Annotated in this window: 10 protein-coding genes; 7 read left to right on the top strand and 3 right to left on the bottom strand. The window is 73.7% G+C overall.

What is annotated here, in order from left to right; genetic code table 11:
* Positions 1-224: 224 nt before the first annotated feature.
* From OG618_RS09870 to mshC, 5 genes are all read left to right on the top strand, one after another.
* Positions 225-794 carry a DUF3090 domain-containing protein gene (locus OG618_RS09870; RefSeq protein ID WP_329486951.1) on the top strand — a complete coding sequence of 190 codons (570 nt, stop codon included), beginning with the start codon at positions 225-227 and terminating at the stop codon, positions 792-794.
* Complete coding sequence (locus OG618_RS09865; RefSeq protein ID WP_442906776.1) at positions 764-1,645, top strand: SCO1664 family protein; 882 nt, start codon at positions 764-766, stop codon at positions 1,643-1,645. Before OG618_RS09870 ends, OG618_RS09865 begins: the two co-directional genes overlap by 31 nt.
* A 109-nt stretch (positions 1,646-1,754) precedes the next feature.
* A complete protein-coding gene (locus OG618_RS09860; protein WP_329486950.1) occupies positions 1,755-2,672 on the top strand; it encodes a helix-turn-helix domain-containing protein in 918 nt (305 codons plus the stop codon).
* Positions 2,673-2,804: 132 nt separating this feature from the next.
* Positions 2,805-3,674, top strand: a complete 870-nt coding sequence (locus OG618_RS09855) for a dioxygenase family protein (RefSeq protein WP_329486949.1) — start codon at positions 2,805-2,807, stop codon at positions 3,672-3,674.
* Positions 3,675-3,893: 219 nt separating this feature from the next.
* Positions 3,894-5,123: a cysteine--1-D-myo-inosityl 2-amino-2-deoxy-alpha-D-glucopyranoside ligase gene (gene mshC, locus OG618_RS09850; RefSeq protein ID WP_329486948.1), complete on the top strand. Its 1,230-nt coding sequence runs from the start codon at positions 3,894-3,896 to the stop codon at positions 5,121-5,123.
* A 70-nt stretch (positions 5,124-5,193) separates the two neighbouring features.
* Here the strand turns inward: mshC and OG618_RS09845 are convergent, their stop codons facing one another.
* The gene (locus OG618_RS09845; RefSeq protein WP_329486947.1) at positions 5,194-6,144 is read right to left on the bottom strand and encodes a PAC2 family protein; all 951 of its coding nucleotides are present in this window, start codon (positions 6,142-6,144) and stop codon (positions 5,194-5,196) included.
* 277 nt (positions 6,145-6,421) lie between these two features.
* Positions 6,422-7,237 (bottom strand): SGNH/GDSL hydrolase family protein, encoded by an 816-nt coding sequence (locus tag OG618_RS09840; RefSeq protein ID WP_329486946.1) that lies wholly within the window; start codon positions 7,235-7,237, stop codon positions 6,422-6,424.
* Between the two features lie 156 nt (positions 7,238-7,393).
* On the opposite strand from OG618_RS09840, the gene OG618_RS09835 reads away from it, so the two are divergent.
* Positions 7,394-7,912, top strand: coding sequence for an SRPBCC family protein (locus tag OG618_RS09835; RefSeq protein WP_329486945.1), 519 nt, complete (start codon positions 7,394-7,396; stop codon positions 7,910-7,912).
* 10 nt (positions 7,913-7,922) lie between these two features.
* Here OG618_RS09835 and OG618_RS09830 read toward each other — a convergent pair whose 3' ends face one another.
* Complete coding sequence (locus tag OG618_RS09830) at positions 7,923-8,900, bottom strand: hypothetical protein (RefSeq protein ID WP_329486944.1); 978 nt, start codon at positions 8,898-8,900, stop codon at positions 7,923-7,925.
* Positions 8,901-9,154: 254 nt separating this feature from the next.
* On the opposite strand from OG618_RS09830, the gene metH reads away from it, so the two are divergent.
* The gene (gene metH / locus OG618_RS09825) at positions 9,155-12,658 is read left to right on the top strand and encodes a methionine synthase (protein ID WP_329486943.1); all 3,504 of its coding nucleotides are present in this window, start codon (positions 9,155-9,157) and stop codon (positions 12,656-12,658) included.
* Positions 12,659-12,783: the final 125 nt, after the last annotated feature.

Raw genomic sequence — 12,783 nt, 5'->3', positions numbered from 1 at the left:
GGTCACCGGCTCGGCTCCCCGGGCCGGGCCCGGAGGTCGTAGGGTGACTAGCGAGCCTGCCGGGACCGGCCCACCGGTGTCCGGGCGGGCGGTGGCGCCCGGACGGTCCGGCTGTCCGAGCGCCCCGCACCACAGGCAGACGACACACACCCGTCAGACGTACGACTACGCGACACCCACGCAACACCCGACATACGACGATCGAAACGATCCGGAGCGAGAGCGTGCCCCGTCAGGTCTTCTTCTACGACCAGCCCGAACGGTTCGTCGCCGGCACCGTCGGCCAGCCCGGCGCCCGGGCGTTCTACCTGCAGGCCAGCGCCCGGGGGCGGATCACCAGCGTGCTGCTGGAGAAGACCCAGGTCGCCGCGCTCGCCGAGCGGATCGAGGAGGTCCTCGACGAGGCCCTGCGGCGCAGCGGCGGCGACTCCGCGATCCCCGCCGCCGCCCCGGTGGACCTGCTCGACACCGCCCCGCTGGACCTGCCGCTGGAGCAGGAGTTCCGGGTCGGCACGATGGCCCTGGCCTGGGACAGCATCGACAGCTGCCTGGTGGTCGAGGCACAGGCGGTGATCGAGGAGGACGAGGGCGAAGACGCCGCCGAGGCGGTCTTCGAGGACGACGAGAACGGCCCGGACATGCTGCGGGTGCGGCTCTCCGGCGCGATGGCCCGGGTGTTCGCCAAGCGCGCGCTGGACCTCGTCTCGGCCGGTCGCAAGCCCTGCCCGTTCTGCAACCTGCCGCTCGACCCGGAGGGCCACCTGTGCCCGCGCGCGAACGGGTACCGGCGCTGAACACCGAGACCCCACCGCAGGCGGACCCGGCGGCCGGCGCCGCCCTGGCCGCCGACGTGCCGACCGCGCTGCGCCTGCTGCGCGAGGGCGGGCTGACCGTCCACGGTCGGCTGACCGACGCCTCCAACGCCGCGCTCTACTGCAGCGTCACGCTGGACGGCCCGCAGGGGCTGACCGCCCAGGCCGTCTACAAGCCGGTGGCCGGCGAGCGCCCGCTCTGGGACTTCCCGGACGGCACGCTGGCCGGCCGCGAGGTCGCCGCGTACGAGCTCGCCGCCGCCACCGGCTGGGCGCCGATCCCGCCCACCGTGCTGCGCGACGGTCCGCACGGGCCCGGCATGGTGCAGCTCTGGGTGGAGCCCGACCCGGAGGCGGACCCGCTGCTCGCCCTCCAGGACCCGCGCGGACCGGAGGACGGCTGGCTGCCGATCGTGCGCGCCGACGTCGGTGACGGGCGCACCGCGCTGCTGGTCCACCCGGACGACGAGCGGCTGCGCCGGCTCGCCGTGCTGGACGCGGTGCTCAACAACGCCGACCGCAAGGGCGGCCATCTGATCGCCGCCGCCGACGGCCGGATCTACGGCATCGACCACGGCGTCACCTTCAACACCGAGGGCAAGCTGCGCACGCTGCTCTGGGGCTGGGCCGGTCAGCCGCTGCCGCACGACGCCCTGGCGGTGCTGGGCAGCCTCGCCGAGCAGCTGGACGGCGCACTCGGCGAGCGGCTCGCCCCGCACCTGACCGCAGCCGAACTGGGTGCCACCCGCGCCCGGGTGGCCGAGCTGCTCGGCACCGGCCGCCACCCGCTGCCCTCGCAGGACTGGCCGTCGATCCCCTGGCCGCCGATCTGACCCGCACCGCCCCGCGCGGGGCCGGACCGGCGCCCGCCCGGGGCGCCGACCTGCCGACCCTGTAGCAATGGTCTGGACCGGTGCGGCGGTTCGGCCGCAGACTGCTCCGATGGACGAGCGACGGACCACCCCCCACCTGGACCTGCCGCTGCATCGCTTACAGGTCCCGCTGCCGCACCTGCTCCCGTTCGCGATCGGCAGCTTCGACGCCATCGGCCCGCTCTCCCGGGCCGCCTTCCCCCACCGGCACTCCTTCTACGAGATCGTCTACGTCACCGGCGGCCGCGGCGCCCACGTCCTGGACCTGGTCCACCGGACGCTGCAGCCGCCGCAGTTGTGCGTGATCGTGCCCGGACAGGTGCACTACTGGGCCGACGCCGACGATCTGACCGGGCAGGTGGTGCTCTTCAACGAGGACTTCCTGCTCTCCCGTCCCGACGACCTCGCCGCGCTCCGCGGCCTCTCCTCCCGGCCGGCCCTGTCCCTGGGCGAACACGCCGGGCCGATCGCCGCCCTGCTGGCCGACATGGAGCAGGAGTACCGGGCGCTGCCGTCCGGCTACCTGGGCGTGCTGCGGGCCAGCCTGCACATCCTGATCGTCCGGGCGCTGCGTGCCTGCGCCCCCGGCCCGGGTCCGGCGGTGCCCGGGCGGGGGAGCGAACTGGCCACCGCCTTCACCCGGTTGATCGCCGACCCGGGCGGGCTGCACCGCTCGGTGGCCTCCTGCGCCCAGGAGCTGGGCCTGTCGCCCGGCCATCTGCAGACGCTGGTGAAGCAGGCCACCGGCTGCACACCCGGCCGGCTGATCCGCCAGCAGCAGACGCTGGAGGCGAAACGGCTGCTGGCCTCCACTGAGCTGACGATCCGTCAGGTCGCCCGGGAGGCCGGGTTCGCCGATCCGGCGTACTTCTGCCGCTTCTTCCGGCGGGAGACCGGGATGACGCCGGGGGAGTTCCGGGCCGGGGTCGGAGGAAATCACCACGATCCCCGGATCACGTCCATCGCGGCGGCCCCGGGCGCCCCGTAGGTTGGCTGCTGGCCGCCGGTGACCGGCCCGTACGGAACGGGTGGGCCGCCGGCCCGGTCCTTGTCATGCCCCCACCATGACAAGGGCCGCCCCCACCTCCCCCCCCACACCCCCCAGCGAAGGAGTCGGCGCATGCCAGCGTCCCAAGAGCCCACCGGGCCGGAGGGCCTGATCGACCGCCGGATCAGCCGCAAGACCGTCCTCAAGGCGGCCGCCGTCCTCAGTGCCACCCCGCTGCTGATCGGCGGCGGTGTCGCACTGGCCCGCGACCGGGTCGGCACCGGCGAGGCACCCGGCCTCACCCCCGCCTGCCACGACGGCGACGAGCCGACGATCGAGCAGACCGAAGGCCCCTACTTCAAGCCGAACTCCCCGCTGCGGACGTCGCTGATCACCGACAGCACCCCCGGCACCCGGCTCACCGTGAGCGGCTACGTCTTCGGCCGGGCCTGCCTGCCGATCGCGAACGTCCTGCTCGACTTCTGGCAGGCCGACGTCAACGGCGCCTACGACAACACCGGCTTCGCCTTCCGCGGCCACCAGTTCACCAACGCCCAGGGCGCGTTCACCCTCACCACCATCGTGCCGGGCCTGTACCCGGGCCGCACCCGGCACATCCACGTCAAGCTCCAGGCGCCCGGCCGCCCGGTGCTCACCACCCAGCTCTACTTCCCCGGCGAGCCGCGCAACAGCACCGACACCATCTACGACGCGCGGCTGCTGATGAACGTCCGCCAGGTCGGCTCGGCGAAGGAGGGCACCTACGACTTCGTCCTGAACGTGCCGCAGACCCCGACCACGCCGCCGACCAGTCCGAACCCCACCACGCCCACCACCGCACCCCCGACCTCCCCGCCCGGCGGCTCCTGGACCGCCGGGACGCTCTACAACGCGGGCGACCGCGTCACCTACGCCGGCGCCTCCTACCGTTGCCTCCAGGGGCACACCGCCATCACCGGCTGGGAGCCGCCGAACGTGCCGGCCCTCTGGCAGCGGTCGTAGCGGCTCCGACCGCGTCCCCCAGGGGCCGGGCGCCCGGTCGGCGGCAGGGCCGACCGGGCGCTCATCCGCGCGCCCGGAAACCGCCCCCGTACCGGGCGGACCACGTCGGGAGCCGGTCCCTATCAGTCCGGAACCGCTCAGGCAACGTCGGAAACCGAATCCAGTCGATCTTGTGTACTGGTTAGGCTTTCAAATGTTCGCGCGGTTAAAGTGATTCCCATGCATGCCTGGCCCGCCTCCGAGGTTCCCGCCCTGCCTGGTCAGGGGCTCCCCCTTCGTATTCACGACACCGCCGCGGGCGGTATCCGCGAGGTCGTCCCGCAGGACGGCACCGCCCGGATCTACGTCTGCGGCATCACCCCCTACGACGCGACCCACATGGGCCACGCCGCCACGTACAACGCGTTCGACCTGGTGCAGCGCGTCTGGAAGGACGCCGGCCACGACGTCCTGTACGTCCAGAACGTCACCGACGTCGACGACCCGCTGCTGGCGCGGGCGATCGAGACCGGCCAGGACTGGGTGGCCCTCGCCGAGCGCGAGACCGCGCTCTTCCGCGAGGACATGACGGCCCTGCGGCTGCTCCCGCCGGCCCACTACATCGGCGCCGTCGAGTCGATCCCGTGGATCGTCCCGCTGGTCCAGAAGCTGCTGGCGAGCGGCGCCGCCTACAAGGTGGACGAGGACATCTACTTCTCGGTCGAGTCGGAGCCGCACTTCGGCGAGGTCTCCGGCCTGACCCGGGATGCCATGCGCCCGCTCTTCGCCGAGCGCGGCGGCGACCCGGACCGCCCCGGCAAGCGCCACCCGCTGGACGCCCTGCTCTGGCTCGCGGCCCGCCCGGGCGAGCCCGCCTGGGACACCGAGCTCGGCCACGGCCGCCCCGGCTGGCACATCGAGTGCGTCGCGATCGCCCTGCGGTTCCTGGGCATGTCCTTCGACATCCAGGGCGGCGGCAGCGACCTCTCCTTCCCGCACCACGAGATGGGCGCCGCGCACGCCCAGGTCGCCACCGGCGGCCACCCGTACGCCCAGGCCTACGTGCACGCGGGCATGGTGGGGCTGGACGGGCACAAGATGTCCAAGTCCCGCGGCAACCTGGTCTTCGTCTCGGCGCTGCGCCGCGAGGGCGTCGACCCGGCGGCGATCCGCCTCGCGCTGCTCTCGCACCACTACCGCGAGGACTGGGAGTGGACCAAGGCCACCCTGGACGAGGCCGTCGAGCGCCTCGCCCGCTGGCGTGCCGCGGTCTCCCGCCCGGACGGCCCGCCGGCCGAGGCGCTGCTGGCCGAGGTCCGGGAGGCGCTCGCGCGCGACCTGGACGCGCCCGCGGCGCTGGCCGCGGTGGACCGCTGGGCGGCCGGCCAGGAGGCCGACGGCGGCACCGACATCGGTGCGCCCGGCCTGGTCTCCCGCACGGTGGACGCGCTGCTCGGCATCGCGCTGTAGGACGGCGAACGCCGGAGGGCGCCGGGACCAGCTGGTCCCGGCGCCCTCCGGCGTTCCCGCTGCCGCGGGGTCAGTCCTCCTCGTTGCCGTCCTGGCTCTCCCGCGCGGCCGGCGGCTCGGGCTCGCTCGGCCGCTCCGCCGTGGCGTGCCCGGCGACCGGCTTCTCACCGGCCGGGCCGACGTTCTCCCGCCGCCGCAGGTAGCGCTCGAACTCCCGGGCGATCGCGTCGCCCGAGGCCTCCGGCAGCTCGGCGGTGTCCTGCGCCTCCTCCAGCTGCTGGACGTACTCGGCCACCTCGGTGTCCTCGGCGGCCAGCTGGTCCACGCCGAGCTGCCAGGCCCGGGAGTCCTCACCGAGCTCGCCCGGCGGGATCCGCAGGTCCAGCAGGTCCTCCAGCTTGTTGATCAGCGCCAGCGTGGCCTTCGGGTTCGGCGGCTGCGCGACGTAGTGCGGCACCGCCGCCCAGAGCGTCACGGCGGGCACCCCGGCGTGCGTGCAGGCCTCCTGGAGCACCCCGACGATCCCGGTCGGGCCCTCGTAGCGGCTCTCCTCCAGGTCCAGCCGCTGGGCCAGCTCCGGGTCGGAGGTGACCCCGCTGACCGGGACGGGACGGCTGTGCGGGGTGTCCCCGAGCAGCGCGCCCAGGATCACCACCAGCTCGATGCCCAGCTCGTGCGCGAAGCCCAGCAGCTCGTTGCAGAACGAGCGCCAGCGCATGCTGGGCTCGATGCCGCGCACCAGGACGATGTCCCGGGTCGCGGGCTCCGTCACCCGGACCACCGAGAGCCGGGTCGTCGGCCAGGTGATCCGGCGGATGCCGCCGTCCAGCCAGACCGTGGGGCGGTTGACCTGGAAGTCGTAGTAGTCCTCGGCGTCCAGGGCGGCGAACACCTTGCCGCCCCAGGTGTCGTCCAGATGCGCCAGGGCCGCGGAGGCCGCGTCCCCGGCGTCGTTCCAGCCCTCGAAGGCGCAGACCATGACCGGGTCGATCAACTCGGGAACATCTTCCAGCTCGATCACCCAGCGTCTCCCTCCGGTCGGCGGTCGGACGTGCCCGCCCCGGCCGGCCTGCCGAGGCGTCGGCGGTCCGGCTGCCGACTGTCGAACCTCTCGTCACCCATGGAACGCCTCGCTCCATGGTTCCCTACCTGCCCAGCCTACGGGCTTTGATGCGCCTCCCGGCGGGGCACCGGGACAGTCTGGGGGAGCGGGGCGCCGGGATCCAGCGGTTATCGCCGCGCCGGGCCCTGGGCGCCCCGGAAAGGACCGCGGGGCGGCCGCCGGGCGCCGGGGCGGGTCAGCGCGGTCCGGTCGCGGCGGTGACGGCCGGCAGGTAGCCGAGGGACTGCCCCTCGGGCGTGGGGTGGAAGGACTCCCAGAGCCGGGGGAGCACGATGCCGGTGATCCACTCCCGCCCCGCGCCCGCGCAGACCCCGTGGCCCTCGAACGCCGTCCGGACGTCGGCGAAGGCGAACCCGTGCGCCTCGGCCTCGCGGCGGATCAGCTCGTCCAGCTCGTCCGTGAGCGCGTTGAACCGCTGCCGGCGGGCATCGGTGCCGATCAGGCAGGTGGTGCCGGTGCGCAGCAGGTGCGGATAGCCGGTGACCACCACCCGGGCCCGCGGGGCGGCGGTCCGCACGTCGTCGTACAGGGCGGAGAGCCGGCCGGGCAGCTCCTCCCGTAGCCGGTGGCCGGACTCGTCCAGGGTGGCGGCGCAGCGGGCCTCGGTGGTCAGCGGCTGGAGGCAGTCGGCGGCCGCCCCGGCGAAGCCCAGGTCGTTGCCGCCGACGGTGAGGGTGAGCACCGTGGTGTCCGCGCCGACCTTCGGGAGCTGTCCGCCGCGGACGTCCGCGGTGGTCGCGCCGTTGCACGCGGCGGCGAGGAAGCCGGTGGCGCCGTGGTCGGCGGCCCAGAGCGCCGGGTAGGCGTTGGCGCTGCGGTGGCAGTCGCCGGCGGCCGGGTCGTAGGCGCCGGCCGCGACCCCGGCGGCGTAGGAGTCGCCCAGCGCGGCGTAGCGGGGCGGGGCGTCGGCGGGCGCGGCGGCGGCGGCCGGCGCGGCGCAGAGCAGGAGCGGGACGGCGGCCAGGGCGGCGAGGAGCGGGTGGCGCTGCACGGCGGTTCTCCGGGGTCCGGTGGCCGGGCGCGGTCCGCCTCGGCCCATCGGGCACGGATCGTATCGGAGTGGTGACTCAGAGTCGTGGCGCGCCCGCGCGGCGGGGCGGCGCGATGATGGAGGAAGGGGCCGGACAGGGCGTGAGGAGCCGGGCGGATGGACGGACGGTGGTGGATCGGCATCGGCGTGGTGGCGGCCGCCGGGGCCGGCGCGGTGGTGCTGGCGGCCCTGGCGGCGGGCCGGCGCCTGCCGGTGGAGCACGTGACCGAGGGCGGCCTGGAGCTCGACCAGCCGCCGGGTGCGGTGTGGGACGTCGTGACCGACGTCGACCTCTATCCGGCGTGGCGCCCGGGCCTGTCCCACGTCGAGCGGCTGCCGGAGGGCGCGGGCGGCCGGCCGCGCTGGCGCGAGTACGGCCCGCACGGCCACGCCACCTACGAGGTGCTGGAGAGCGAGGCCCCGCACCGGCTGGTGACCGGCGTGGCCGACCCGGACCTGCCCTACGGCGGCACCTGGACGCTCGTGCTGACGCCGGCCGGGCAGGGCTGCAGCCTGACGGTCACCGAGCGCGGCGAGGTCCACCGGCCGCTCCACCGCGCCGTCTCGCACTACGTGCTGGGCGAGGACGCCACCGTCCGGCGCTACCTGGGCGCCCTCGCGCACCGGATGGCGTGACGGCGGCGCCTCAGCGGACCCAGCCGCGCCGGTAGTCGGCCCAGTTCTGCTCGGTGGCGGCGAAGTCCACGTACAGCCCGACGCCGAAGTTCTCCCGCCGCAGGTCGTACCGGCCGAGGCCGAGCCGGATGCCCCGGATGCCGGCGTCCACCGTCTCGGCGTGCCCCCAGTGGCCCCACTTGTCCTCCCAGTAGAACGGCAGGCCCATCAGGAGGTCCACGTCCTCGGGGGTGGCCTCCAGGGCCAGCTCGGTCTGGTAGGCGTTGTAGCCCCCGTAGAGCGACGCGGTCGGCATGCTGGAGTCGTAGGTCATCACCGCGATCTGGTCGACCCGGCGGGCGGTCTCGGCGAAGTACGCCTGGTCCCACCACTTGCCGTGGTCGGTGAGCGCGATGGCGATGTCGTGCTGGAAGGGCAACGGGTCGATCTGCGGCGCGGCCACCGAGAGCCGGGCGCCGCGGCCGGCGGTCACCGGGCGGACCTGGTCCAGCAGCGCGAGCCAGCCGGCCGAGCCGGGGCGGATCGGCTCCATGTCGAAGTGCACCCCGTCGAAGCCGAGGTCCAGCACCTGGCGGGCGGCGGCGGTGACCCGGTCCCGGGTGGGCACGTCCTCCAGGTCCAGGGCGTCCTTCTCGGGCTTGACCTCGTCGCCCAGCCAGCCCTGCACCCGGATGCCGGGCAGCGCGCGGTGCGCGGCCTCGGTGAACCACTGGGCCCGGGGGTGGACGGCGGGCGGCAGCGAGCCGTCGTGCTCCAGCGGGCCGGTGTGGACGTAGAGGTCGCGCACGCCCGTCCCGGCGAGCCGCCGGGCGAGGTCGGCGACGTCGGCGTCACCCTTTCGGCCGTCCACCCAGGCGTGGCCCAGCCAGACCGCGTCCTTGCCGCGGGTCCGGGCCTCGGGGGAGGGCTCACCGGCGTACTGGAGCCGCAGGGCGAGCGCCGCGGAGCCGATCGGCAGCAGGGCGACGGCGAGGACGACCAGCGCCACGGCAAGGGTTCTGCGCCAACGGGACCACCCCCGCCAGCGCGTCCGCAGCGCCCGTGGCGCCGCCCCCAGGGCCCGTCCGAGCCGTCGTATCCGTGCGCTTCGACCCGCCATGCAGTCGCTCCCCCGTCGCGGCGAGTGCTCAGGATACGAAATGGTCACCCGATCCATGCCACCGGCCGGATACCCTGGCGACGTGCGTGCCCGATTCAGCGGGCGTGCAAAGCCGACAGCCGTCGCACCCAGGGAGAAGCCCCATGGCCACTGCAGCCGACCCGTCCGTCACCCAGCAGAGCCGCGCGAACGCGCTGCGTGAGTCGCTCGCCACCAGGGTGGTGGTGGCCGACGGGGCGATGGGAACCATGCTCCAGGCCCAGGACCCGAGCCTGGAGGACTTCCAGAACCTGGAAGGCTGCAACGAGGTCCTCAACATCACCCGGCCCGACATCGTGCGCTCGGTCCACGACGCGTACTTCGCGGTCGGCGTGGACTGCGTGGAGACCAACACCTTCGGCGCCAACTTCTCGGCGCTCGGCGAGTACGACATCCCCGAGCGGATCTTCGAGCTGTCCGAGGCGGGCGCCCGGATCGCCCGGGAAGCCGCCGACTCCTTCACCGACGGCCGCACCCGCTGGGTGCTCGGCTCGATCGGCCCCGGCACCAAGCTGCCCACCCTCGGCCACGCCCCGTACGAGGTGCTGCGCGACGGCTTCCAGCTGAACGCGGCCGGCCTGATCGCCGGCGGCGCCGACGCGCTGCTGGTGGAGACCAGCCAGGACCTGCTGCAGACCAAGGCCGCGATCCTCGGCTCCAAGCGCGCGCTCGCCGAGGCGGGGCTGGACCTGCCGGTCCTGGTCCAGGTGACGGTCGAGACCACCGGCACCATGCTGCTCGGCTCGGAGATCGGCGCGGCGCTGGCCGCGCTGGAGCCGCTGGGCGTCGACTACATCGGCCTGAACTGCGCCACCGGCCCGGCCGAGATGAGCGAGCACCTGCGCTACCTGGCCAAGAACGCGAAGATCGGCCTCTCCTGCATGCCGAACGCGGGCCTGCCGGTGCTGGGCAAGGACGGCGCCCACTACCCGCTGTCCCCGGCCGAGCTGGCCGAGGCGCACGACGTCTTCACCCGGGAGTACGGCCTCTCGCTGGTCGGCGGCTGCTGCGGCACCACGCCCGAGCACCTGCGCCAGGTGGTCGAGCGCGTCCAGGGCCGCCCGGTGGTCGCCCGCACCCCGCGCCCGGAGCCCTCGGCCGCCTCGCTGTACCAGGCGGTGCCGTTCCGCCAGGACACCTCCTACCTGGCGATCGGCGAGCGCACCAACGCCAACGGCTCGAAGAAGTTCCGCGACTCGATGCTGGCCGGCGACTGGCAGGCCTGCGTGGAGATCGCCCGCGAGCAGATCCGGGACGGCTCCCACCTGCTGGACCTCTGCGTGGACTACGTCGGCCGCGACGGCGTCGCCGACATGAAGGAGGTGGCCGGCCGGCTGGCCACCGCCTCGACCCTGCCGATCGTGCTCGACTCCACCGAGCCGGAGGTCCTGCGGGCCGGTCTGGAGGCGCTCGGCGGCCGAGCGGTGCTCAACTCGGTCAACTACGAGGACGGCGACGGCCCGGACACCCGGTTCGGCCGGATCGCCTCGCTGGCCCGCGAGCACGGCGCCGGCCTGATCGCCCTCACCATCGACGAGGACGGCCAGGCCCGCACCGCCGAGACCAAGGTCGCCATCGCCGAGCGGCTGATCACCCAGCTCACCACCGAGTACGGCATCGACGAGGGCTCGATCCTGGTCGACTGCCTGGCCTTCACCCTGGGCACCGGCCAGGAGGAGTCCCGCCGGGACGGCATCGAGACCATCGAGGCGATCCGCGAGCTCAAGCGCCGCCACCCGGACGTGCAGACCACCCTGGGCCTGTCCAACATCTCCTTCGGGCTGAGCCCGGCGGCCCGGATGGTGATCAACTCGGTCTTCCTGAACGAGTGCGTCGAGGCGGGCCTGGACTCCGCGATCGTGCACGCCTCGAAGATCCTGCCGATGGCCCGGATCCCGGAGGACCAGCGCGACGTCGCCCTGGACCTGGTCTACGACCGCCGCAGCGAGGGCTACGACCCGCTGCAGAAGCTGCTCCAGCTGTTCGAGGGCGTCTCCTCGACCTCGATGAGGGCGTCCAAGGCGGAGGAGCTGGCGGCGCTGCCGCTGGAGGAGCGCCTGCAGCGCCGGATCATCGACGGCGAGCGCAACGGCCTGGAGGCCGACCTGGACGAAGCGCTGGCGCAGCGCCCGGCGCTGGAGATCGTCAACAGCACGCTGCTGGCCGGCATGAAGGTGGTCGGCGAGCTGTTCGGCTCCGGCCAGATGCAGCTGCCGTTCGTGCTCCAGTCCGCCGAGGTGATGAAGACCGCGGTGGCCCACCTGGAGCCGCACATGGAGAAGTCCGACGACGAGGGCAAGGGCACCATCGTGCTGGCCACCGTCAAGGGCGACGTCCACGACATCGGCAAGAACCTGGTCGACATCATCCTGTCCAACAACGGCTACACCGTGGTCAACCTGGGCATCAAGCAGCCGGTCTCGGCGATCCTGGACGCCGCCCAGGAGCACCGGGCGGACGTCATCGGGATGTCCGGCCTGCTGGTGAAGTCCACCGTGATCATGAAGGAGAACCTGCAGGAGCTGAACCAGCGCAAGCTGGCGGCCGACTACCCGGTGATCCTCGGCGGCGCCGCGCTCACCCGGGCCTACGTCGAGCAGGACCTGCACGAGATCTACGAGGGCGAGGTCCGCTACGCCCGGGACGCCTTCGAGGGCCTGCGGCTGATGGACGCGCTGATCGCGGTCAAGCGCGGCGTGCCCGGGGCGGCCCTGCCGGAGCTCAAGCAGCGCCGGCACGCCCGGGTCGAGGTCGAGGAGCCGGAGGAGGTCAACCTCGGCCAGGTCCGCTCGGACGTCTCGGTCGACAACACCGTGCCGGAGCCGCCGTTCTGGGGCGACCGGATCGTCAAGGGCGTGCCGTTCGCCGACTACGCCTCCTGGCTGGACGAGGACGCGCTGTTCAAGGGCCAGTGGGGCCTGAAGGCCGCGCGCACCGGGGAGGGCCCCTCGTACGAGGAGCTGGTGGAGACCGAGGGCCGGCCGCGGCTGCGGATGTGGCTGGACCGGCTGCAGACCGAGGGCTGGCTGGAGCCGGCCGTGGTCTACGGCTACTACCCGGCCAACTCCAAGGGCGACGACCTGATCGTCCACAACGAGGACGGCACCGAGCGGACCCGCTTCACCTTCCCGCGCCAGCGGCGCGGGCGCCGGCTCTGCCTGGCGGACTTCTTCCGCCCGGAGGAGTCGGGCGAGCGGGACGTGCTGGGCCTCCAGGTCGTCACCATGGGCAACCGGATCTCCGAGGCGGCGAACGAGCTGTTCGCCAACAACTCCTACCGCGACTACCTGGAGCTGCACGGCCTCTCGGTGCAGCTGGCCGAGGCGCTGGCCGAGTTCTGGCACGCCCGGGTCCGCTTCGAGCTGGGCTTCTCCGGCGAGGACCCGCAGGACGTCAAGGACATGTTCGCGCTGAAGTACCGGGGCGCCCGGTTCTCGCTCGGCTACGGGGCCTGCCCGGAGCTGGAGGACCGCGCGAAGATCACCGAGCTGCTGCGGCCCGAGCGGATCGGCGTGGTGCTCTCGGAGGAGTTCCAGCTGCACCCCGAGCAGTCCACGGATGCGATCGTGATCCACCACCCGGAGGCCAAGTACTTCAACGCGCGGTAACCCCCGCGTCGCGCACCGTTCGTTCCTTTCGGCGGAGCGGGGCGTATCCTGGATCATCCTGAACGGGCCGGTCCGCTCACCAGCGGGCCGGCCTGTGCCATCCCCAGGGGCAGCGCCCCGGGGCA

Origin of the sequence: Kitasatospora sp. NBC_01246 (assembly GCF_036226505.1) — a bacterium.
Lineage (GTDB): Bacteria > Actinomycetota > Actinomycetes > Streptomycetales > Streptomycetaceae > Kitasatospora.
The sequence above is the reverse complement of the archived record's forward strand: the minus strand, read 5'-3'. Positions and strand labels throughout refer to the sequence as shown.